The 21,016-nt window shown below is 65.6% G+C and carries 21 protein-coding genes; 9 read left to right on the top strand and 12 right to left on the bottom strand.

The features are described from left to right. Positions 1-811: 811 nt before the first annotated feature. The 5 genes from CFB18_RS13780 to CFB18_RS16640 form a co-directional block, all read right to left on the bottom strand. Positions 812-1,177, bottom strand: coding sequence for a hypothetical protein (locus CFB18_RS13780; protein ID WP_088572375.1), 366 nt, complete (start codon positions 1,175-1,177; stop codon positions 812-814). A 660-nt stretch (positions 1,178-1,837) separates the two neighbouring features. Continuing rightward, positions 1,838-2,563 (bottom strand): SurA N-terminal domain-containing protein, encoded by a 726-nt coding sequence (locus CFB18_RS13775; RefSeq protein ID WP_088572374.1) that lies wholly within the window; start codon positions 2,561-2,563, stop codon positions 1,838-1,840. Between the two features lie 239 nt (positions 2,564-2,802). Next, positions 2,803-3,324 (bottom strand): transposase, encoded by a 522-nt coding sequence (locus CFB18_RS16650; protein ID WP_407084019.1) that lies wholly within the window; start codon positions 3,322-3,324, stop codon positions 2,803-2,805. A gap of 167 nt (positions 3,325-3,491) precedes the next feature. Continuing rightward, entirely contained in the window at positions 3,492-3,656 is a 165-nt protein-coding gene (locus CFB18_RS16645; RefSeq protein WP_088572372.1) for a transposase, read from the bottom strand. Positions 3,657-5,448: 1,792 nt separating this feature from the next. After that, positions 5,449-6,024 (bottom strand): transposase, encoded by a 576-nt coding sequence (locus CFB18_RS16640; protein ID WP_088572371.1) that lies wholly within the window; start codon positions 6,022-6,024, stop codon positions 5,449-5,451. Between the two features lie 85 nt (positions 6,025-6,109). On the opposite strand from CFB18_RS16640, the gene CFB18_RS16635 reads away from it, so the two are divergent. Further along, on the top strand, positions 6,110-7,054 hold the full coding sequence (locus tag CFB18_RS16635) for a hypothetical protein (protein ID WP_088572370.1): 945 nt from the start codon (positions 6,110-6,112) through the stop codon (positions 7,052-7,054). Between the two features lie 436 nt (positions 7,055-7,490). On the opposite strand, the gene CFB18_RS13750 is transcribed toward CFB18_RS16635, so the two are convergent. After that, the gene (locus CFB18_RS13750) at positions 7,491-8,246 is read right to left on the bottom strand and encodes a hypothetical protein (RefSeq protein ID WP_143597627.1); all 756 of its coding nucleotides are present in this window, start codon (positions 8,244-8,246) and stop codon (positions 7,491-7,493) included. 184 nt (positions 8,247-8,430) lie between these two features. Here CFB18_RS13750 and CFB18_RS13745 point away from each other — a divergent pair, with 184 nt between their 5' ends. Further along, positions 8,431-10,488: an AfsR/SARP family transcriptional regulator gene (locus CFB18_RS13745; protein WP_159461770.1), complete on the top strand. Its 2,058-nt coding sequence runs from the start codon at positions 8,431-8,433 to the stop codon at positions 10,486-10,488. Here CFB18_RS13745 and CFB18_RS15695 read toward each other — a convergent pair. The 4 genes from CFB18_RS15695 to CFB18_RS13725 all read right to left on the bottom strand — a co-directional run bounded on the left by CFB18_RS15695 (position 10,412) and on the right by CFB18_RS13725 (position 13,418). After that, positions 10,412-11,323, bottom strand: coding sequence for a L,D-transpeptidase (locus CFB18_RS15695; RefSeq protein ID WP_200808232.1), 912 nt, complete (start codon positions 11,321-11,323; stop codon positions 10,412-10,414). The genes CFB18_RS13745 and CFB18_RS15695 overlap by 77 nt on opposite strands. A gap of 50 nt (positions 11,324-11,373) precedes the next feature. After that, positions 11,374-12,213 (bottom strand): hypothetical protein, encoded by an 840-nt coding sequence (locus CFB18_RS13735; RefSeq protein WP_088572367.1) that lies wholly within the window; start codon positions 12,211-12,213, stop codon positions 11,374-11,376. After that, positions 12,210-12,572: a hypothetical protein gene (locus CFB18_RS13730; protein ID WP_088572366.1), complete on the bottom strand. Its 363-nt coding sequence runs from the start codon at positions 12,570-12,572 to the stop codon at positions 12,210-12,212. The genes CFB18_RS13735 and CFB18_RS13730 overlap by 4 nt, the downstream gene beginning before the upstream one ends. 507 nt (positions 12,573-13,079) lie before the next feature. Beyond that, positions 13,080-13,418, bottom strand: coding sequence for a hypothetical protein (locus tag CFB18_RS13725; RefSeq protein ID WP_088572365.1), 339 nt, complete (start codon positions 13,416-13,418; stop codon positions 13,080-13,082). Positions 13,419-13,645: 227 nt separating this feature from the next. On the opposite strand from CFB18_RS13725, the gene CFB18_RS13720 reads away from it, so the two are divergent. The 7 genes from CFB18_RS13720 to dapA all read left to right on the top strand — a co-directional run bounded on the left by CFB18_RS13720 (position 13,646) and on the right by dapA (position 20,081). After that, positions 13,646-14,929 (top strand): ABC transporter substrate-binding protein, encoded by a 1,284-nt coding sequence (locus CFB18_RS13720; protein WP_088572364.1) that lies wholly within the window; start codon positions 13,646-13,648, stop codon positions 14,927-14,929. A 36-nt stretch (positions 14,930-14,965) separates the two neighbouring features. Then, positions 14,966-16,000, top strand: coding sequence for a branched-chain amino acid ABC transporter permease (locus CFB18_RS13715; protein WP_088572363.1), 1,035 nt, complete (start codon positions 14,966-14,968; stop codon positions 15,998-16,000). A gap of 13 nt (positions 16,001-16,013) precedes the next feature. After that, positions 16,014-17,093: a branched-chain amino acid ABC transporter permease gene (locus CFB18_RS13710; protein WP_159461769.1), complete on the top strand. Its 1,080-nt coding sequence runs from the start codon at positions 16,014-16,016 to the stop codon at positions 17,091-17,093. 116 nt (positions 17,094-17,209) lie between these two features. Continuing rightward, positions 17,210-17,944 (top strand): ABC transporter ATP-binding protein, encoded by a 735-nt coding sequence (locus CFB18_RS13705; RefSeq protein WP_234977064.1) that lies wholly within the window; start codon positions 17,210-17,212, stop codon positions 17,942-17,944. After that, positions 17,928-18,770, top strand: a complete 843-nt coding sequence (locus tag CFB18_RS13700) for an ABC transporter ATP-binding protein (protein WP_088572360.1) — start codon at positions 17,928-17,930, stop codon at positions 18,768-18,770. The genes CFB18_RS13705 and CFB18_RS13700 overlap by 17 nt, the downstream gene beginning before the upstream one ends. Next, on the top strand, positions 18,688-19,191 hold the full coding sequence (locus tag CFB18_RS13695) for a flavin reductase family protein (RefSeq protein WP_088572359.1): 504 nt from the start codon (positions 18,688-18,690) through the stop codon (positions 19,189-19,191). Before CFB18_RS13700 ends, CFB18_RS13695 begins: the two co-directional genes overlap by 83 nt. Next, positions 19,188-20,081 (top strand): 4-hydroxy-tetrahydrodipicolinate synthase, encoded by an 894-nt coding sequence (gene dapA, locus CFB18_RS13690; protein ID WP_088572358.1) that lies wholly within the window; start codon positions 19,188-19,190, stop codon positions 20,079-20,081. Before CFB18_RS13695 ends, dapA begins: the two co-directional genes overlap by 4 nt. 58 nt (positions 20,082-20,139) lie before the next feature. On the opposite strand, the gene CFB18_RS13685 is transcribed toward dapA, so the two are convergent. Both CFB18_RS13685 and CFB18_RS13680 read right to left on the bottom strand, forming a co-directional pair. Then, positions 20,140-20,667, bottom strand: a complete 528-nt coding sequence (locus CFB18_RS13685) for a PIN domain-containing protein (protein WP_088572357.1) — start codon at positions 20,665-20,667, stop codon at positions 20,140-20,142. Then, on the bottom strand, positions 20,664-20,927 hold the full coding sequence (locus CFB18_RS13680) for a UPF0175 family protein (protein WP_088572356.1): 264 nt from the start codon (positions 20,925-20,927) through the stop codon (positions 20,664-20,666). The genes CFB18_RS13685 and CFB18_RS13680 overlap by 4 nt, the downstream gene beginning before the upstream one ends. Between the last annotated feature and the right edge of the window lie 89 nt (positions 20,928-21,016).

Here is a 21,016-nt window from a genome sequence, read left to right as displayed (position 1 = left end):
CAACCCACGCACTCAATTGTGGCCGCATCAATGCAGAAATTCAGTGCCAGCCAGTTGCAGCAGACATCCTGCTTTGAGCGTGCCACGTCCTTGGCATGACCCGGTGCCTTGGAGGACTGAACCGGTGCTTGGCGGCGCGCCCGGCCATTCTCAAGTTCAGCGTCCAATAACACTTTCGCTCGTAGGTCATACAGCCGCATCCGAGCGCTGGTTGTAGATCCCCCTCGCCATTCGATCTCTGCCACATACAGGGCTAGGATCTCCTCCCCGCGGACTGGGGCGGTCAGGAAGCGATGCGATAGGCCGGATGTCGATAGTGGTGTGACCAGAGCAGAACCCTGCTCGGAAGTATACAGCCACACTTCGTTCCAGTCGGGTTCGGCGTTCCAGCGCTCCGGGCGGAATTGGGCCTGGGCCCGGCGGAAGAGCGCTTCATCGATCGGTTCCCCCCGTGGCACCCGTCGGCGGGAGGGCGGCCGGGATTGGGAAGGGATGGGGGGCCTAGCTGTCCCAGAGCGAAGCGGAGCCCTTAGGTTTCGTAGCGCCAGAAGGCCGAGCAGGGCTCCTCCAGCCCGGCGGAGGAAATCTCGCCTTCCCCAATCCACCCCGAGCACGGGGCCTCCCATCCGGGCCACCGCCTGGGCCACCCGCAGGGCCCGCACCGGGCCCAGGACCTGCACGAGACGCGCCCGCATCGAGAGATCCGTGAAGACCCACACCCGCTCCCCCTCAGCTCTGGAGGCGCCGGCCGGACAGCCGATGCGTGGCCAGATCTCACGGAGCTATGTGTCCACACACAGCTTTTGGTCGATCACTTCAGGGGCCTGAGGCGAACGCGCGCCAGAAGGCTGACCCCGTAGGTCGCAAGGGCTGCAACCACCCAGAAGCCATCCACCATCTGCAGCCAGGGGGGCAGAGCGATCCAGTTGGGAGCCCGCGCTCCCGCCAAGATGAGGAGCCCCAGAGGGATCCCGAGGTGCAGAGCCAACGGGAGTCGGACCCGACGTCCCGGAGCGTCCCACGCCAGCGTATGGGCAGCCAGCGCTACGATTGCTGCGCTTTCCAGCACTTTATCTCCTGTTGGGCCGAGGAAGGCATAGGCCAGCGCGCTCCCCCAGATCCCAAGCAACAGAGCCATGCGCCATCCTGGACTTCGAGCCGTCAGGCGAAAGGACATCGGAACCTCCTGGGGCCATTTATGGTCCAGGACAAGGACCACATGCGCAGCAGTCATGAACCCACTGAAGGCAGCACCCGGAAGCGCACAGCGGGCAATGGACGACAATGCATGCAACGCAGATCGCACAGGCTAAAGGATCTCGTCGAATCACGCACATTGCGCAGCTTGTGCCACATGGCCAACCACAGCAATTCCACAGGCAGGTGTAGTTCCATGAGGCGCAAGATTGGCAATCGGTCTCCCACGGTCCGGTCCAGCAGTTGATGCATCCGGCGCAGTGGCTCATCGGCTGGACGCCGGCTCCTGCCCCCGCCTGGGTCCCCGCGGTGACCCGCCCGTTCACGCTCCGCCCCGCCAGCCGGGCCCGATCCGAATCCGCAACGATCTGCAGCACTTCGCTCTGAATGCGCAGTGCCTTCCCCTGGCGAAGGCATACGTCACCACCACTTCGTTCGGTTTCTGAACCCAGCCTGCCGCCAGCAAGGTGTTGCCATCGGCCAGTTCGTGGGCGACGACGATCGGGAACTCTCCATCCTCTTGTGGCACGGCCAGCCCCAGGGCTTGAAGATCCGGGTGGTTCTGGAAGCGCTGCAGGGCATGGACCCGAGTGCTGACTCGGCGCGGGAAAGGTCATCTCGGCGGAGGGGGGCTTCCGCCTCACCGGGAGGCCTCGCAGCCCGGCGGCGGATTGCGAACCTCCGGCAGCTCCTCCGGTGGGGGCACCTGCAGGCCCAGCGCCTCCCCTTGGGGGGCCAGCCGGATCTCCGCCCGGCTCCAGAGCTCCTTCAACAGGGCAACCCGCCGTCGATGCGCCGCGCAGGGGTCGCCGCCGCTCTCTCGAAGGAGCACCTCGTTGAGTTTCGCCACCGGCAGGCTTCGTTCCAGCGCCTGCGCCATCATCGCCCGAAACGCGGGATCCTTCGGTCGGAGTCCCTGCCGCTGGGCCAGGGTTTGGAGCAGCGCCTTCGCCTCTGGACTCTGCTCCGCGGCTGCAAACATATGGGCGAGAGCGGCTTCCACCTCCTCTGGACGAGCGCGCATTCCCTGCCGTTGGGCTTCCTGCTGTATGAGCGTGTTCTGGATCAGCAGGGCGAGGGCCTCGCCTGCGGGATTGGGAACCCCTGCCGCGTGCATTGGCTCGACGGCGAACGCCCAGGCCTCGTAAGGAATCGGCTGGCCGTTCACCCAGACGATAGGGGTAGAGTCCCCTTTTCGATCCGAGGGGATCGGAGCCCATAGAAGCGGGGAGGCCATGGGGATGGTGATCTTTGCCAGGGCGGCTGTGAGCCGGATGGGAGCCGATGGATTGGAGGGAGCCGCCCCGCGCCCTACGCTCAGCAACAACCCGATCCCCACCAAAAGAAGCCATCGTCCCTTGTGCATATCCACCTCCTCGGTCTGTTAGGGATAAACACGGAGACCACGTGCCGGACCCACATTAGGAAAACATCCCATCCCAAAATATGTTCGACTATAAAAATCCCCATAAATAGTTGTTCCCCACAGATAGAAATCCTGATCGCTTCGATAAGCCACACAAAAGTCACTTGGATTGCACATAGATGGGACCCAATACCATCCTGAAATCGGATGGCTTCCGGAGTTATCCATCCATGTCGCGCTTAAGAGGAGCCATCGATGATTTCCACACGCAGAGAACTCATCTCAAAACTCTCCAAGCGATGAGGGGGCAGGCAAGGTAGACGAAGCCTTGAAACGTGGAGAGAAGTCGCTCGTGTCTTTAAGGAAAGCCGCCGAAACCCTCCCTTCCGCCACGCCAAGAACCGCGCCACGCTCCTCCGGATCGTGGGATCCGCTTTTTCATCGAAGCAACGAGGCCTCCCCTTCTGGGCCTTCTTCCTCCCCCGCGGGTTCTCTCGGATGCCGGCGCGAATCCCCCGTCGCCGCAAAGCCGCCCGGATCGCCTCCGAATCATAGGCCCCATCCCCATAGACCACCCGGGGCCGCGTCCTCGGCCTCCCCCTCCCCCGCTGCCGAAGCCGCACCCCTTCCCGCAAAGCCTTCAACTTCTGACTATCATGTTCATTCCCAGGCCCCCATGCCACGCCCAGCGGAAGCCCTCTTCGATTCACCCCAACATGCCCTTTCGTCCCTTTCCGTCGCGGATGTCCCTCTCTCCCCACCGCTTCCCCCCTTTTTTCGCTTCGATCATCGTGGAATCCACCCCCACCCCCTCCACCGCCACCTTCCCCTCGGCATCGCCCCCATCCCAAAGCCCCCGAAAGATCTTCTCCCACACCCCCTTCTCTGGAAGTTCTTGGGGTCCTCTCCACGCCGTTGGATACGCCCCCTATCGCCGAGGCCGATCCGGCCAGCGACAACCCGTGATCCGCACCGATAAGATCCCGTGGATGATCCGGCGATCATCAGCCCGGGGCCTCCCGGTCCTGGCCTTGGGAGGAAGCAGGGGTGGAAGGAACGCCCATTGCTCCTCGCTCCGCTCCCGAAACGCCATCGCCTCCCTCCGGGATCAGGCTCCCCAAGATCGAGGATACTACCCACCCAGGGTTTTGAGATGAGTTCGGCCGGCACCCACAATCTGGTTGCCAGGCCCCACTTTACCGTGATTGGGGCAGTCGGTATGGGGACAAAATACATACTGGTGTCTATCTGTTTCTTGCGGCCCATTGGGAACCTCCTCACTCTATATTCGGTCCACAATTATAGGGCCGATGGAGACAGTGGTCAGGGGACACCAGGAGATCATCCGTTCCTCGACCGGCAAGAGCCACAGTCGCGCCCGGCAGGCGTTCCTGCAGGCCGCGGCCTCGGTGGCTCGCAGCCACTGTGCCTTTGGCGCCTTCTATCGCCGCCTCAAAGCGCGGGTCGGCCCGGCCCGGGCCCAAGTCGCCACCGCCCACAAGATCGCCCGCGTGTACCAAAAAGAACAAGATAGAGTACCAGCAAATCAGCGCCGAAGAGTATACCCGACAATTCTGCGAACGCGAACTTCGCCACCTGCAACGCAAGGCCGCGCGCCTCGGCTTACCCTGACACCAGCCGGGGCTATTTCTTAGCAAGCGTGTGTTAGCCTGCTTCAAAGAAAACCCTGCTTACCCGTCCCATTCAACAGGCATTCTTGAATAAACACCACCACAGGGTAGGAGGAAGGAAGAATGGCCAAAAAAGCCCTGGGAGGACGAAACCAAGTAAGAAAGCTCCTAATCGCTCACCTACTGAAAGTCCTGGAGCCCATACTGGCATAGGTGGTGGGTCATTCGGGTCCGCTTTGATCTGAACATAAACTGCGTAAGCAAAGCCTATCAGGAGATAAACAGCTACGATGTGTAAGAAAACTTTAATCGATGTTCTATTCATTTTTCTCAACCTCCGTAGAGATGCTCTAGGTGCTCTTGAATACAGAGCACCTAGAGCGATTCAAATGCCCTCGGTGCCATCTGTGCCAATCTAATATGTCAAGTGCCACCAGAAAACATATGTGTCCCAATACCAATATGGCCACCACGAAGGCCATGAGCTCTTGTAAACCTCAGGATTAGGTTCTCCATATTGGATGGTAAAATATGAGCTTCCACTCGTGGTACGTCCTTGATCGCGGAAACAGGGTGACCAACAATAGCCATATGGCCCGTAATATCCCCTGTCCCTGGTAAAGTCGTTGGGACAGTCGTATGGGGGTAACTGCCCACAGGCATACCACGCCGTGTGATGAAACCCCCAACTAATCAGGGTCCCTGCTGGATCAGCATACGGACCGAATGTGGATCGAGGCGGTGTGTAGTTGGGCACAGGATTGCTGTAAGTCCCACAAGCGTGAAGTCCGAGGGGGACGGCGCCATTATTAGACTCCTGGCGGAAATAGGCTTCACGAGAAGCCCGCTCAAACAATTCTCGCAACCTTGGATACCGATCGAGAGCTACTGGTATCATTCGTACATCTGTCACTTTTTCAAGGGATGCTACCTTGACTAACTCATTGTGGAAGGCTACCATCTCCTCTGCTAAAAGGATGACGGATTCCGAGAAACCAGCTTGTTTAGCAGAGTTCATATCAAAGACTGCGATCCCGTCATCAGCAAAGCGGACATAAGGGGTCAAATTCATTAGCGCTTTATCGATTTGATCAACATTTTGTTCTAATGAGATTGACCCCACAGTCTCCGGTGGAGCGACTGTCAGCACGAGAATTATAACCATCAAGGCGATAATATATGGCTCGCGCATTTTGCACCTCCTTTGATGAAGTTGGCATTAAGGTTATGAGTCCTCTGCAAAAAGTCCGAACTTTACCAACCCAATGCCGGGCGTTGAAACGGCTGGAGGGCCAGGAATCGCCATCGCAGCGCCCGAATCGCCCTGACGAAAGAAAACACAGAAGAACACCCCGGCGGTTCCACCCGTCCTGGCTGCCGCTTCTGCCCTCCCTCCGGCCCCCTTTTCGCCTGCAGTAGCCGCACGCTGGCCTGCCAGAAGCGGTGCAACCGCCCGACATTGACCACCGCCGCTGACCCAATGACCATACAGGTCACCCGGAAGCGGCCCCGCACCGGGGCTTTCCCTCCCGCAAAGGGATGTTTCACACCGCGCACCGTGGATTCCACCGCCGCCCGCAGGTTCCGCCCACTCTCCCGATGCTGGCGGGACCGACGCCGACGCTCCGCCCGCTGCAACGCTTCGGTCGTGAAGCGCAAGACCCACGCTCCCGACCGTTTCCGCTGGGCCACCAGGCAACAATCCCGCCCGGCACAGGTGGCGCAGACTGGCCCAAAGACCGCCAGAAAGGCCTCGCCCGAAAGAGAGGCGCTCACCCGGGCCGACTCCCCACTTCGGGCAGGTGACCTGCTCCGGCTGGCCCGATGCATCCGCCTGGACTCGGAAATCCTCCCGGTAGAACCGCTCCGGATCCTGCGGCCGGCCCCGAATCGCCGTCTGGATCAAGGTGACCTGATGTTCCGCCAGCAGGGCATCATTCTTGGGACTCCCATAACTGCCATCGGTGAAGACCGTATCCACCCCGGGGCGGGCTTTCAGGTCGGGGAGGGCCTCGGCCAGCAGGGCGCTGTCGTCCGTGGTGTTCGGTGCCACCTGCACCTGGGTGATCCATTGCACCGGGTTCTCGGGATCGCAGGTCTCGGCCAGGTTGACTACATAGCCGCGATGGCCCTGCCCCCGTTTCTCCCGATAGGTCGCTTCCAGGTCATCCGGCGACGGCAGATTGCTGGCGCTCCGTTCGCCGGCCTCCTTGACCTGCAGTCCTTCCGGTTCCAGGCGGAAATGCTCGGCGAAGACCCGCGCCAGGACGTGATAGGTGGGCGGATCGCCGTAGACCGCCTCCAATTCCGTCAGCAGGCGGCGCATCTCCTCGCCGATGCGCTGCAGGTGGATGGGCAGGTCTTCTTTCTTCAGCCGATAGACATATTGCCCGGCGTGCCCCTTCAGATAGGGGGCGAAGAGGTCGGCATAGCGCGGCTGGTCCTCTTCCGAGAGCATCCGCCAGACCCGCTGCAAGACGGTCACCAGCCGTTGCACCCGTCCCATCTGGCGGATGTTGGAAGCCAGCCGGGTGCGATCCATTCGCTGCTGGCCGGTCTTGCGGGAGAACGCCCCCAGTTGTTCATCGGTGACCGGCTCAAAGGCCTGCTCCGGCAGGTTCTCACCCGTCTCCTGCATATGGCGGGCCAGCCGCTCGCGGAAGTAGTAAAGGGTGCGCAGGTCAAAGCGCCCTTCGCCCGGATGAGGGCACCCCAGGGCCTAGCGCACCTGGACGTTATAGCAGAACTCGTTGTACATCTCCTCGTCCCCTTGTCGGTCCAGCCGTTGGCGGCTTTCCGAAACTCCAGGCCGACCCGAACATTCACCGGCACGTTGGGGCGGGAGGGCTGGTCCGCATAGAGGACGGCAAAGGGTTGCTCGTCCAGGCGGCAAAAGAAGTCCCGATAGAAGGTCTCCGCCCAGGAGTTCTGCCATCGCTCTTGCAGGGGAGCGGGCCGTTCATCCACGGGGCGGGTCAGAGGGATTTGCCGGTGACGGGTGTTCTTTCGGAACATTCCGTTCTCCTCCGGTAGGGTTTTCCAAAATTATACTAGAATTCACCCGTTTGCGCGAACATACTCGGATCAGAACCTTACCATTTTTGCAGTGAACTCATTCATGTTTTTCTATCATTGAGCTACTCATGATATCGCAGTGAGTGCGTTTTCAGCCATCCGTGGTTGCGGGCTTCCACCTCCCGGGCCAGGGCGGCGCACACCGAGCATCCGCATCGTAGAGTAGCCATCGTTCGCTCCTCGCTTCCCCTCCGCTCGCGGGTCGGCTTTCGGTTTTCATCCTATCCAGCCAGCGGAAGCCGTGGTCCTCCAAAAAGGAGGACAAATTCGGGCGGTGTCCTCCAAAAGGGGGGACATCGCACGGCCATCGGGATCCCCTGCCACGGGCGGCCAGGGCGCTTCCCCCCGAAGCCCGGCTGCCACCGCCGGGTCCTCCAGCCCCCCGGCTCGCAGCCACGCCCGCAGGGCCTGTCGGCCGGGGAGTCCCAGGCGGGCGAACAGGCGTCGGAGGTGGGTGCGCAGCGCGCTCCGGCGGATCGAGAGGGCCTGGGCGATCTCCGGGTCGCTCCAGCCGCGGGCGATCCCCAGGCGATGGCCCGCTGCATCCGGCTCAACCCCTCCCAGCGGGCACCCCATCCCGCCCACCACGCCGCCCCGGCGCTCCGGGCCGCCGGGGACATCGCCCACTGCCCCCGCACCGCCCGGCGAAGGACTTCCCCGGCGGCCTCGGAATAGGCCAGCACCGCAAGGCCCAGCCGCCCAGCCAGCCCCCAGTGGGGCGGACCCGGATCCTCCACCAGGACCACGCCCCGCACGGGCCGGTGGGCGCGTCGGAGGGCGGCGTAGAGGCCCAGCCCGTTGCCGGCCGGCACCCGGAAGGCCAGGAGCACCACCTCGAGGTCCTCTTCCCCCTCGCGCCATCCCGGGCCGGCCAGCGGAAGCGGCAACTCCCGAAGGTCCGGGCATCCCAACGCCCGCAGCGCCCTCCGGAGGGCTTCCCGACGCAGGGGGCAGGGCTCCGCGATCCCGACGACCACCTGATCCTCCTCGTTGTTGCTTCCCATATGAAATACCCCGTGAGCCGCCTTGTGGTGGGGGGTCTCTCTTCCGATTCTCCGTGCCGATCGTGATAAGATCGTGACAAAACCCGGCCCCGGTGTGTTAGAATTCTCCGTGAAGTTTTGGAGAATGGCGTGGACCCAGGGGGAGGGGAGGTGGGAGATGATCCCTTCCGCTTTCGATGAGGCCGGCGGGCCGGTCTTCGCCCGCCCGGCCCTGCGTCTTTGTCTGTTCGGGGGCCTGGAGGTGGAGGGCCGGGGCCGCCCGCTTCCGGAGCTGGCCCGGCAGCCCCGCACGGGGGCGCTCCTCGCGTTCCTGGCCCTCCACCCCTTCCGCGCGTTCTCCCGGTCCGCCCTGGCGGAGACGTTGTGGCCGGATCTCGCGCCGGAGCAGGCTCAGGGCGCCCTGCGCGCGGCCCTCTATCGCCTTCGCCGCCTGTTCCGCGGGCTCCGGTTCCCCCTGCGGGTCGACCGGGCCCGCATCGCCTTCGCCCCTTCGACGCCGTGGTGGACGGACGTCCACGCCTTCGCGGGGCTCCTACAGCGGGCGCGAGGGGCTCCTCCGTTGCAGGCCCGGGCGGCCCTGGAGGCCGCCGTCGCCCTCTACACCGGAGACCTGCTCCCGGACTGGGAAGCCCCGTGGGTGGTCGGCTGGCGACAGGCGCTGCGCGAGCAATTCCTGGAAGCCCTCGCCCGCCTGTGGCGCCTGGCAGAGAAGATGGGCGACCTGCCGGAGGCGGAACGCTGGGCGGAGCGCCTGTTCCGGGAGGAGCCCACCCGCGCGGAGGTCGTCCGCTTCCTGATCCGCCAGGCGGAGGCGCGCGGGGACCTTGAAGCGGCGCGCCGCATCGGGCAACGGTATCAATGGGCCTGCCGATCCCAAGGGGTCCCCATGGATCTGGACGTCGCGTTCGCGCCTCCATGGCGGATCCGTCCGCCGGCCCCGCTGGGTCGCTTGCTACAAGCCTTGGAAACGCTCGCCTGGGAGGCGCCTGCCTTCCCCGTGGAGCCTCTCCGTCAGGCCCTCCTGGAGGGCCTGGTGCAAACGGCGGAGGAGGCCCTGGCCCGCGGCGCTTACCGGGAGGCGGCCCCCTGGGCGGTGGCGGCCCTGGCGTTGTTGACTCCACACACGCCGGTGGAGTGGGCCTGGCGGGCGCGGTGCGCCGTGGATGCCGTTGCGGATTTCGAGGGGGATCGGGCCCGCCAAGCGGCCAACCTGCGGGCGATGCTCCGCCTCGCCCGCCGCATGGGGGATCCAACGCGTCGGGCGGAGGCCGTCGCCTGCCTGAGCTATCTGGAGCTCCAGCGGGGGCGCCCGGCCGCCGCCGAACGGCTCCTCGCCGCCGCGGAGGTCGCTCTTCCCCTGGATCCCCTTCACCGCGCCCTGTTGCGACGGCTGCGGGGGCTGACGGCGCTGCGCCGGGGCTGGTTCCCGGCTGCCCGCGGGCATCTCCAGACCGCCCTTGCGCAGCTGCCCGAGGACGCCCCGGCCGTCCATCGGGCCGCCACGCTGAACGGCCTGGCGGTGGCGCTACGCCATCTGGGGGACTACCCGGGGGCCCTCCGGTCTCTGGAGACGGCGTGGGCGCTCCTCGAAGAGGATGAGCGCTGCGGCCTCCTCGGCGTTCGGATCCGTGGGAACTGGACGCTGTTCCGCGGGTGGGCGGAGGGGCCTTCCCCGGCCTGGGAGGAGGAGATCGAGGCCCTTTATCGGAGGGCGGAAGCGGAGCGGGATCTCGATGCCGCCCTCTGGATGGCCGCGGGGGCGGCCCGGATCTATCTGCGGACCGGGGATCCAACGGCTTGCGCGCGCTGGATCGATCGGCTGAAGACCCTTTGGCCCATCGCCGGCGACGGCTTCGAGGGCCCGCGGGCGGCTCTGGTCCTCGCCCTGGCGGCGCGCGCCCGGGGCGATGTCGCGGAGGCCCGCCGCTGGGGGCGGCGCGCCCTACAGGGATCGCGACGCTGGGGTCGGGATGACCTCCGGCTGCTGGCCATGGCCCTCCGCCGGCGATGGACCCCTGTGGCCCGTTCGGAGGCGGAGCGCCTCCTGATGCGGATGGGATGGGAGGCGTGGCGCGTCTTCTGGGAGGAGACGCCGTTCCTGGAACCACCTGCCTGGATGGCTCCCCGCTCCGAAGCCCTCACGGCTGCACCACCACCGGCGTCCCGATGTCCGCCCACTGATACAGCTGCGCCGCGATCGGCGTGGGCAGATTGACGCAGCCGTGGCTCATCGGCCGGCCGAAGTTGTTGTGCCAATAGGTGCCGTGCAGAGCATAGCCTTTGTAGAAATACATCACGTAGGGAACGTTCGGCAGGTGGTAGTCCGGGCCCCGCATCGTCCGCGACTGCAGCTTGAGATAGATGCGGAAGACCCCTACCACCGTGGGCGTGCGGGCCCGCCCGGTGGAGACCTTCGTCCGCAGGATCGGCGTCTCCCCTTCGTAGGCGATGAGCTCCTGATCGCTGAGATCCACCAGGATCCAGCGCCCGGGGAAGGGTGGACCGGGCATGAGGGTGGGAGAGGCCGTCGGGCGCGGCCGGGGCGTTGCGGTGGGCACCGGCCGCCGCGTCGGCGAGGCCGCGGGCGAAGCGTGCGCGGTTGGCGTTGGGGGAACAAGGGTGGCGGTCGGCGTCGGACTTGCGAGGGCAGGGGACGGCGTCGCAATTTCTGGGGCGGGTTCTTCTCCCCAGCGCGTCTCTGACATCCCGGTTTCCTCTGATACCGCGATCGCCACGGAGGGATCCACAGTTGCCGGAGGCTCCAGCGGGTTGCGCAGCCGCAGACCGTAGAGGATCACGATCAGGGCGCTGAGAGTCAGAAGGGCATAGCCAGCCAGTGCGATGCGGAACCAGTGGATGGGCCGATGTCCCCGCGCGTTCGGATATCGACGCCGGATCCGCCGCACCAAGGCCCGGACGGCCGGGTGGGTGGGGGCGGCCCGGTAGGCCTGCGCCGTCCACCAGAGGGCCGCCTCCGGGGAGGAGGCCCGGAGGGCTCGTCGCACCGCTTGCAGCGCGTTTCTCTCTCGATGTCCTCCGGGATCTCTCATCGCTTTTCCTCACTGATAGCCATCCGGCAGGGAAGCCGCACCTCAAATGGCTACGGCAGGCGCACCCGAACCTCCCATCCGGTCCACCCGGCTTGGCCGGCGACTTCGGCGCACGGGTGGGCGGTCAGCTCCACCACAGCGGGCTCCGGTCGCTCCACCCCGAGCCGGTAGGTCCCCTGCGGCGTCATCTGCACGTCGGCGTAGCCTTCCCCCATTCCCGGCTTCAGGCCGGTGAGCAATGTCTCTGTTCCCTGCGGCCCGCTCACCCACAGGCGGACCCCTGCGCGGGGCCGTCCCTCGGAGTCGAAGACGTAGATCCGGAGAAGCGGTGTGGTCTCGCAACGCGCCTGGGATTCGAGGAGCGCCGGCCCGTTCGGCGCGGGGGGCGTGACGGTTGCCTGCTCCGTGGGAGCAGGTGAGGGGGAGGGCAGGGGCGTGGGCGAGGGCGAAGGGGAAGGGGACGGGGTCGGAGAAGGCGTGGCGGTTGGGATCAGGGTAGGGGACGGCGGGAGGCGGGTGGGAACCGGTGTGGCCAGGATCACCACGAGAGCAGGGGAGCGCGCCCCCAGGGCCTGGGCGAGGCGCGCCAGGGCTTGGACGGTGGAAAGGGGCCAGTTCTCAAATAGGCCCCGCTCCGCCAGCGCCCGCACCCGTTCCGGCAGATCCGGCAGCCCCAGGGCCTCCAGGCGCCGGCGAGAGGCCGTTACGTCTCCCTCCACGAGATCCGCCTGGGCGGCGAGGACGATCCACAGGTCCTGATAGGCGGGGGCCAGGTCCGCCGGCGTGGCGTTTCCCGGAGGCGGTGGAAAGATCTCCCAGGCCAGCAGAAGCCCTCCACCCAGGCCGATCAGGAAGCTCAACGCGAAGACCAGGGGGATCCGGCTCCTCATGGCGAACCTCCAGCAGGCACCTGCAGACCGGTGCCTTCCAGCGCCCGGAGCAGCTCCGCGATGGCCGCGCGGGCGGCGGGCGACAGGGGAGGCGAGCCCGCGGTGAGCATCCCGCGCAGCACCGCCACGGGATCCCCGAGGAGGGCCAAGCGGGCCCGGGCGAGGGTTGGATCCTGTTCCCGGATGTATGCCAGGGCCACCATCCGCACATACTCCGCCTGCCACTCTGAGCGGAGATCCACAGGGGCTACATCCACATAGCGGACCGGCCACACATAGCGGCCCAGGAGAAACCCTGCCCCCAGGCCCATCCCAATCCCCAGGAGTCCGATCAGGAGGATCGCTCTCCCGCTTTTCACGATCCCTCCGCGCCGGCAAGATGAGGATCCGCGCAGGGAGCGTTGATGGGCGCCCGGAGCTCACGCGGATCTCTACGGATTCGACGGGATCTCCTATTTGGGCTGAGCGCTGTTGTGATCCCGCGCGGCGCAAGCCGTGCCTATGGTCATTGACCTTCTTGCTTATAGGGCTTTCGACCCGAACTGTTGCCCTCCATGAGGCCACCGCTCGCTTTTCGAAGGGGGCTTCAACCCTAAACCTCCGGTCTTTTTGTAAGAGGGGCTTTAGCCCCGAACCTCCGTCTTCGATGATGCGAAGGGTCGCGACTGAAGCCGCTCCTACACAAATCGATCTTGGGTAGGAGGGGCTTTAGCCCCGAACTTTGGTCTTCGATGACGCGAGGGTTGTGGCGGAAGCGGCTCCTCCAACCTCAACCCCCATGTTCTCGATCCCGCAAGGTCGCGACTGAAGCCGCTCCTATCAAACATCGGTCTTTTTGTGGGAGGGGCTTCAGCTTTGCACCTTGTTTACTGACAGACCGAACCGGGCGGGAGGGAGCGATGGAGATGGCACTCGCCGCAGCCGATCTCGGGCCGCTCGACCTCTACCAGGCGCAGCGTACAGACCGCGTAGACCCGCACCTGCTCGCGGAGGCCGAGCCAGGTCTTCGTCACCCGGGCCTCTAAGGCCAGATGCGGACAGGCGTTGGCCTGGACGATCCGCGGAACCGGACACGTCGCGCAGAGGAAAGGCTTCCATGCGCCTCCGCTGAGGGTCCGCTCGATCAGGCGGCAGGCCTGCGTCTCCCGTCCGCGGTAGTAATCCGCATAGTAGAAGGGGCATTCCGCCCCATACGGCGTGCGCACGCATCCCTCCCCGTCGGTCTTTCCCCATTATAGCCCGGAGGCCGATCCCAGGGTCTCCGAGCGCGGGGCCATCTCCCTTGACATTTTCGATCAGGCGGATTATAAAAATTAGCAAAAGGCGGAAGAACGAACGTTTGCTATCCGCCTGGCCGGTTGCCCTTCGGGGAAGGACCGGGGCCTGCCCGGCGGGGCGGCCGGTCCCATATCCTGGAGGAGAGGAGGGGCCTATGGGTCGTTTGCGGATCGGTTCCGTCGTCGCTCTGGTTGCGGTGCTGCTGGCGGCCTGTGCGGCGCCCACCCCCACTCCCGCTCCACCGGCCGCCACGCCAACGGTTGCGCCCGCTGCGCCGCCCACCCCCACGCCGGCTCCGAAGGTCGGCTCCCCCTATAAGATCGGCTTCATCGCCTCCATTACCGGCCCCGGGGCCAGCCTGGGCATCCCGGAGCGCAACGTCGCTCAGATGGTCCAGGAGCAGCTCAAGGCCCAGGGCGGCATCGTGGGGCCGGACGGGGTCCGTCACGAGGTGCAGATCCTCATCTTCGATGACGAGAGCAAGAACGACACGGCGGCCAGCGTGGCCCGGCGCCTGATCGAGCAGGAGGGCGTAGTGGTCCTGGTGGCCGGCACCCTCAGCGGGCCCAGCCTGGCCATGGTCCCCATCGCCACCGAGGCGAAGGTGCCCATGATCTCCATGGCCTCTGCCCGCGCAATTATCGAGGACCCCGAGACCAAGAAGATGCGCGAATGGATCTTCAAGCCAGTCCCAGAGAACCTCCACTCGGCCCAGATGCAGGCAGACTACCTGAAGGCGGTGGGGATAACGAAGGTCTGTCATCTCTACGAGAACACCGCTTACGGGCAAGACACCTTCGCCAGCGCCCAGGCTGTCTTCCCGCAGGCCGGCATCGAGATCGTCTACGGGGATGCCTTTGAGCGCACCGCCACGGAGTTCCCGCAGGTGGAGAAGGTGAAGGCCAGCGGGTGCCAGGCGGTGGTCATCGGCTCCATCCCGCCCGCCTCCGCCCTGGTGAACGTGGCGGTGCGGGACGCCCTGCCCGAGATCCGCATTGTCCACGGCCACGGCTCCTGCAGCCCGGACTTGGTCAAGAACGCTGGGGCGGCCGCTGAAGGCACGGTGATGCCCTGTGGCAAGATCCTGGTCGCTGACCAGCTGCCGGACACGGACCCGGTGAAGCAGCTCAACCTGGATTTCGTGAAGGCCTACCAGGACTTCACGAAGGGCGAGCCCATCAGCACCTTCGCCGGCCACGCTTATGATGCCCTGCAGTGGGCGATCGCGGCCCTGAAGACGCTGCCCGATGGCCTCTCCCTGGCCGAGCAGCGAGCCAAGGTCCGCGAGGCTCTGGAGGGCTTGCGCAACCTCCCGGGCACCCACGGGATCTTCAACCTCAGCCCGGATGACCATCTGGGCTTCAACTACACCGACTTCGTGATGGTGGTCGTGAAGGACGGGAAGTTCCAGATTCTGCCTCGCGATCAGTGGAAGTAAGGGCGGACCCGCGGGTCCGTTGCGTGGAGGGCGGCGATGGTCCGGGGATGGCGCTGGGGGGAACGGGCATGGACAAAGGAAGGCGCTTGGCGCGGGGGAGTGGCCCTCGCCGCGCTGGGGACGCTGGCTTTGCTGGTCCTCCTGGGCCGGCGGCACGGGTTCGGGGCGCCGGAATATCTCCAGTTTCTCCTGGACGGGCTACGGGGAGGCAGCATCTACGCCCTGGTGGCCCTGGGCTTCGTGCTGGTCTATCGGGTGACGGGGGTGATCAACTTCGCCCAGGGAGCCTTCGTGATGCTGGGGCCCATGCTCACCGCCTCCTTTTATGAGCGGGGCTGGCCTCCCACCCCTGGCCTCCGCTTGGCCCTCGCCGCCCTCCTCTCGATTGGCATCGTTGCCGGGATCGGGGTAGCCGTCGAGCGTTGGGCCCTTTATCCGGCCCGGCGGGCTTCCCCCCTCACCCGCATCATCATCACCGTCGGCGTGTATCTGATCCTGGAGGGCGCGGCCCTGCTGCTGTGGGGCCCTTATGCGAAGGTGATCCCCTCCTTCACCACGCTGAGCTTGGCTGATCCCACCCTCCGCTTTGGGGCGCTCCGGATCAAGGCCCAGAGCCTGTGGATCTGGGGAGCTCTGGGGGTCTCGCTTCTGGCCCTGGCGCTGTTTTTCGGGCGCACGACCCTCGGCAAAGCCATGCGGGCCTGCGCCGTCAACCGCCTGGCCGCTCAGCTGATGGGGATCCGGGTGGACGCCATGAGCACGCTGGCCTTCGGCCTGGCCGCTGCTCTGGGGGCGATGGCCGGTATCGTGCTGGGGCCGGCCACCCGGCCGACCTATGAGATGGGGCTGGAGCTGGGGCTTAAAGGCTTCGTGGCCGCCATCATGGGTGGGCTGGTGAGCTTCCCGGGGGCGGTGCTGGGGGGGCTGCTTTTGGGCGCCTTGGAGAACTTGTGGGCCGGGGTGACGGTGGCCGGGTTCAAGGATCTGTTCGCCTTCATCATCCTGATCCTCGTCCTCCTGATCCACCCGCAGGGGTTCGCCGGATCGGAGGCTGAGGTCGAGCGTACGTGAGGAGAGGATGCGGATGCGCTCGCCCTGGGTTGGGTTTGTCATCGGCGTCCCGTTGATCCTGGCCATCGGGCTGTTGGAAGCCTGGCGGCCCTTCGACCTCTCCTTGTCGACCCTCACCGGAGGCTTTTTGACCCTGGACACGATGATCCGGGCCGGCCTGTTCACCATCGTCCTGGTGGGGCTGAACCTGCTGATGGGCTACGCGGGCCAGATCTCTCTGGGGCAGGCGGCCTTTTACGGGATGGGGGCATTCTTTTCCGCCATCCTGACCGTGCGCGCCCGGGCCCTGGGGATCCCGCCGGGACTGGCCGAAGGATGGGCATGGCCGTGGCTGGTGATGTTCAGCGGCGCATTCCTGGTTGGTCTCCTGGCTTATGGGATCGGGCGTCCGATCCTGCGGCTGCGGGGCCACTACTTGGCGATGGCCACCCTGGGCCTGGGGGTCGTCGTTTACATCCTGCTGCGGGAGAACCTGGGCCTCCCGCATTTGAACCTAACCGGTGGATTCGATGGCCTGCAGGGGATCCCCCGCCTGCGGTTGGGATCGCTGACCCTCTGGCCGGCTTGGCGGTATTACTTCCTGGTCTGGCTCTTCGCCTTCGGCGCCATCGCCCTCGGCCTCAACGTGGTCCGCTCCCGGGTGGGCCGGGCGTTGCGGGCGATCCACGGCAGCGAGATGGCCGCCGAGAGCGTGGGGGTGGAGGTCCCCCATTACAAAGCTCGGATCTTCGCCCTGAGCGCGGGGATGGCCGCCCTGGCCGGCAGCCTCTACGCCCACTTCCAGACCACGGTGATCCCGGCCACCTTCGGGTTCGGCCCCTCCCTGGAGCTGGTGGTGATGTCCGCCGTGGGGGGGATGGCCAGCATCTGGGGAGCTCCTTTTGGGGCGCTGACGGTGCTGCTGGTTCAGGAGGTCCTGCGCACCCAGCTGCGCCGGCTGATCCCCGGGGCCCAAGGGGAGCTCGAGCTCATCGCCTTCGGTGCCATCCTGGTTCTCATCATGCTCTTCATGCCGGAAGGCCTCACCGTCTGGGGGCTCCGACGGCTCCGGGGCCGTCGGATGGCGCGCGGCACCATCCCGGCGAGCCGCTGATTTCCATTAAGGGAAGAGAGGGAAGGATGGTTCGGGTCAGCTCAAATGGCACAGGGGAGCGTGAGGCGCGGCCGCTTCTCGAAGTCATTCGGGTCTCGAAGGCATTCGGGGGGTTGATGGCCCTGATGGAGGTCTCGCTCCGCGTCTGGCCGGGGCAGATCAAGGGGCTCATCGGGCCGAACGGCGCGGGCAAGACCACGCTATTCAACCTCATCACCGGGACCCTGCGCCCGACCTCTGGGGACATCCGGTTCCAGGGTCGGTCTATTGTGGGGCTTCCCCCTTATCGGATCGCGGCCCTGGGCATCGCCCGCACCTTCCAGAACGTCCAGCTGTTCCCGGGGATGACGGTGCTGGAGCATGTGCTGGTGGGAGGACATCGGCACGGCCATAGCGGCATGCTCGAGGCGATCCTGCGCGCCCCCCGCATGCGTCGGGAGGAGGAGGCCGCCCGGGCCCGGGCCTGGGAGATCTTGGAGCGGGTGGGCCTGACGGAGTGGGCGGATCATCCGGCGGAGGGCCTGCCTTTGGGGCTGCAGCGAATCCTGGAGATCGCCCGGGCGCTGGCCGCCACCCCGCAGCTGTTGCTGCTGGACGAGCCCGGCGCTGGGCTGAACCCCTCCGAAAAAGCCCGCCTCGCCGAACTGATCCGGCAACTGCATCAGGAAGGGATCACCATCCTCCTGGTGGAACACGATATGAGCCTGGTAATGGGGCTGGCAGAGGAGATCGCGGTGCTGGATTACGGACGGCTGATCGCAGAGGGTCCCCCGGAGGTGATCCAGCGGGATCCCCGGGTGATCGCGGCCTATCTGGGTGAGGAGGAGCTGCCCCATGTCGCTCGAGGTTGAGGGGCTGGAGGTGGCCTACGGCGCCGTGAAGGTCCTCCACGGGGTCTCCCTGCGGGTGGAGCCCGGGGAGATCGTGGCGGTGATCGGGGCCAACGGCGCAGGCAAGACCACGTTGCTGCGGGCCATCAGCGGGCTGCTGCGCCCGAGCGCCGGGCGGATCCGGCTGGACGGACAGGAGATCACCGGATGGCCGCCGGAGCGGATCGTGGCCCTTGGGGTGATCCAGATCCCGGAGCGGCGGCAGCTGTTCGCCTCCATGAGCGTGGAGGACAACCTCCGCCTGGGGGCCTATCTGCGGCTTCGGCGGGGCGAGCGGAAGGCCGTGGAAGCGGACCTGGAGCGGGTGTATGCCCTCTTCCCCCGGCTGAAGGAGCGGCGCCGGCAGACGGCGGGGACCCTCAGCGGCGGCGAGCAGCAGATGCTGGCCATCGGGCGCGGGCTGATGGCCTGTCCCCGCATCCTCCTCCTGGACGAGCCCTCCCTGGGCCTGGCCCCCTTGCTGGTCCAGGAGCTCTTCCGGATCATCGCCGATCTGCGTCGGCAGGGGCTCACCCTGCTCCTGGTGGAACAGAACGCCCGCCAGGCCCTGCGGGCCGCCGACCGCGCCTACGTGATGGAGATCGGACGTATTGTCCGGGAAGGGCCCGCGGCAGCCCTGCTGGAGGACCCGGCCATCCAGGCCGCTTATCTGGGAGGCGCCTCGCCAACTCTCCCGGGATCCCATCCTTCGGAGGTCGCGGCATATGCCCGTCCCGCCCGAGCAGCTGCGTCAGGTGATGCGTCGGTGGGCGAGCACGGTGACGGTCGTGACCATGCGAGCCGGTGAGCAGATCCACGGCCTCACAGCCACGGCCTTCACCAGCGTCTCGATGAACCCGCCGCTGGTGCTGGTCTGCATCCAGAACGACAGCCGCAGTGACGCCCTGCTGCGGGAAGGGCGTTGCTTCGCGGTGAACTTCCTGACGGAGGATCAGCGGGAGCTCTCCGAGCGGTTCGCCGGACGGATTCCGGTCGCCGATCGCTTCGAGGGCGTTCCGTATCAGGTGGCCGTCACCGGCGCCCCCATCCTGACCCAGGCCCTGGCCTACCTCGACTGCACGGTGGCTGGCGCTTACTGGGGCGGCGACCACACGATCTACCTGGGTCTGGTGGAGGCCGCGGGGGTCCTGCGGGAGGGAGCGCCGTTGCTCTACTTCGAGGGGAGCTACCGGCGTCTGGCCATCCCGGACGGGAGGGAAGCCGGATGAGCGACATCGCGCGCCTGCGCGGCTCCCTGGTCCCCCTGGTCACGCCCTTCCGGGACGGGGCGGTGGACTGGGAGGGGTTCGCCGGGCTGATCGAATGGCAGATCGCCTCGGGATCCCACGGCCTGGTGATCACCGGGACCACCGGGGAGCCCAGCGCCCTCACCTTCGAGGAACGGGTCGGCCTCTACCGCCTGGCCGTGGAGGTGGCCCGGGGCCGGGTCCCGATCATCGCCGGGACGGGCACGAACAACTTCGAGGAGACGGTGCGGCTCTCCCAGGCCGCCCAGGCCGCCGGTGTCGACGCCCTGCTGGTGGTGGTGCCCTATTACGTCCGGCCCTCCCAGGAAGGGCTCTTCCGTTACTTCAAAGGGATCGCCGAACGGGTCGACCTCCCGATCATTCTGTACAACATCCCCGGGCGGACGGCGGCCCATCTGGAGGTCGACACGGTGGCCCGGCTGCGGGAGGCCTGCCCGAACATCATTGGGATCAAAGAGGCGAACAAGGACTTCGAGCACATCAACCGGCTCCTGCACCGGATGGGGCGGGACTTCCGGGTCTACTCTGGGATCGAGTTGCTGTGCTTCCCGGTGCTGGCCATCGGCGGGGCAGGCTATGTCAGCGCCACCGGGAACGTGCTGCCGGACCGGGTGGCCCGGCTCTACGATCTGGTGGCGGCGGGTCGCTGGCGGGAGGCCCAGGATCTCCACTATGAGCTGCTGCCCCTGAACGACGCCCTTTTCATTGAGACCAACCCGGTGCCCGCCAAGACCGCCCTGGGGATGATGGGGAAGATCTCCCCGGAGGTCCGGCTTCCCCTCGCCCCTATGCGGCCGGAGAACGTGGAGCGGCTGCGCCAGGTGCTGCGTGCTTATAGCCTGATCCCATAGGAGGACTTTGCGGGAGAAGTTCAATGGACGCCCCTTGGAGGGGTTTCAGGTGGGCTGCTCACACACGATCTCGACCTGCGAAGCGGCGGGCCTCTTGGAGCGCCAGCTCACACAGATGAGGATGGATCCATAGATCTCTACGGTTCCGGATCATATGGATCAACAGCTCGAACTCTGCCAGGGAGAGATAACCTGCTCGCAGACCCTGCAACAGAATGCCAATCGAACCTTTCGATCGAAGCCCGGCCGCCCGAGCGGCCCGACGGGCTTGGAGATCATCCACCAATATCCAATCTGTCTGTAGATGAAGAGCCAGAAGGATTGTGGAAATCTCCCCTTCATCGATTCCGCCCGACCATTCGGGGAGAGAGGAAGGAAACTCGATCTTCCTAACGCGAATTAGACCCTGGTTAACAAGAAAGGCTGTTGCGCTTGCGTCCGGCTCTCCAATCTCGAGGCCTTTCACTACAACTTCGGTATGCACTTCTTGCGAAATGAAGATTTCCTGATAAAGCCGGAGCAGCAATCCCAGCTGACCCCGTTTGCCCAATGTGATCAGAGGGCCGGCGTTGCTAACGACTTTCATGCCAGCTCCTCATGGATCATCTCTTCATCGATGGGGGGATGGACCCCATGGGCCAGGGCGTAGTGGATCATTTCGCGAAGAGGAACGCCAGCCAGGCGAGCGGCCTTACCGATCGAGATCGCTCCGGACCGAAGCAAGACCAGGCTTTCGGCTTTGCGCAACTCGCGAAGCCCAAGGCGAAGCAGTTCATCCAGCCGATCGCGATAGGGTTCGATTTCCGTCGAGAGATCATCGGGCAGCATAAGGGTGATTTGGGACATGTTCCCTCCTGCATCCGGCTTGGCTCCGGAAGGTAGGGAGTTCGGGTGTCTCTACACGAGGATAGCACGGATCGGAGCGCTCGAACAAC

This window comes from Thermoflexus hugenholtzii JAD2, assembly GCF_900187885.1.
In the GTDB taxonomy this organism is placed as follows: Bacteria; Chloroflexota; Anaerolineae; order Thermoflexales; family Thermoflexaceae; genus Thermoflexus; species Thermoflexus hugenholtzii.
This window is presented reverse-complemented; position numbering and strand designations above follow the sequence as displayed.

Excerpts from the sequence above, each read along its gene's own strand:
- CFB18_RS13710 (WP_159461769.1), top strand. The coding sequence starts at position 16,014 with ATGCGCTCGCCCTGGGTTGGGTTTGTCATCGGCGTCCCGTTGATCCTG.
- CFB18_RS16645 (WP_088572372.1), bottom strand. The coding sequence starts at position 3,656 with ATGGCGTTTCGGGAGCGGAGCGAGGAGCAATGGGCGTTCCTTCCACCC.
- CFB18_RS13775 (WP_088572374.1), bottom strand. The coding sequence starts at position 2,563 with ATGCACAAGGGACGATGGCTTCTTTTGGTGGGGATCGGGTTGTTGCTG.
- CFB18_RS13700 (WP_088572360.1), top strand. The coding sequence starts at position 17,928 with ATGTCGCTCGAGGTTGAGGGGCTGGAGGTGGCCTACGGCGCCGTGAAG.
- CFB18_RS13715 (WP_088572363.1), top strand. The coding sequence starts at position 14,966 with ATGGTCCGGGGATGGCGCTGGGGGGAACGGGCATGGACAAAGGAAGGC.
- CFB18_RS13780 (WP_088572375.1), bottom strand. The coding sequence starts at position 1,177 with ATGTCCTTTCGCCTGACGGCTCGAAGTCCAGGATGGCGCATGGCTCTG.
- CFB18_RS13735 (WP_088572367.1), bottom strand. The coding sequence starts at position 12,213 with ATGAGGAGCCGGATCCCCCTGGTCTTCGCGTTGAGCTTCCTGATCGGC.
- CFB18_RS13685 (WP_088572357.1), bottom strand. The coding sequence starts at position 20,667 with ATGAAAGTCGTTAGCAACGCCGGCCCTCTGATCACATTGGGCAAACGG.
- CFB18_RS16635 (WP_088572370.1), top strand. The coding sequence starts at position 6,110 with ATGTTCCGCCAGCAGGGCATCATTCTTGGGACTCCCATAACTGCCATC.
- CFB18_RS13745 (WP_159461770.1), top strand. The coding sequence starts at position 8,431 with ATGATCCCTTCCGCTTTCGATGAGGCCGGCGGGCCGGTCTTCGCCCGC.
- CFB18_RS15695 (WP_200808232.1), bottom strand. The coding sequence starts at position 11,323 with ATGAGAGATCCCGGAGGACATCGAGAGAGAAACGCGCTGCAAGCGGTG.
- CFB18_RS13680 (WP_088572356.1), bottom strand. The coding sequence starts at position 20,927 with ATGTCCCAAATCACCCTTATGCTGCCCGATGATCTCTCGACGGAAATC.
- CFB18_RS13705 (WP_234977064.1), top strand. The coding sequence starts at position 17,210 with ATGGCCCTGATGGAGGTCTCGCTCCGCGTCTGGCCGGGGCAGATCAAG.
- CFB18_RS16640 (WP_088572371.1), bottom strand. The coding sequence starts at position 6,024 with ATGCATCGGGCCAGCCGGAGCAGGTCACCTGCCCGAAGTGGGGAGTCG.
- dapA (WP_088572358.1), top strand. The coding sequence starts at position 19,188 with ATGAGCGACATCGCGCGCCTGCGCGGCTCCCTGGTCCCCCTGGTCACG.
- CFB18_RS13695 (WP_088572359.1), top strand. The coding sequence starts at position 18,688 with ATGCCCGTCCCGCCCGAGCAGCTGCGTCAGGTGATGCGTCGGTGGGCG.
- CFB18_RS13720 (WP_088572364.1), top strand. The coding sequence starts at position 13,646 with ATGGGTCGTTTGCGGATCGGTTCCGTCGTCGCTCTGGTTGCGGTGCTG.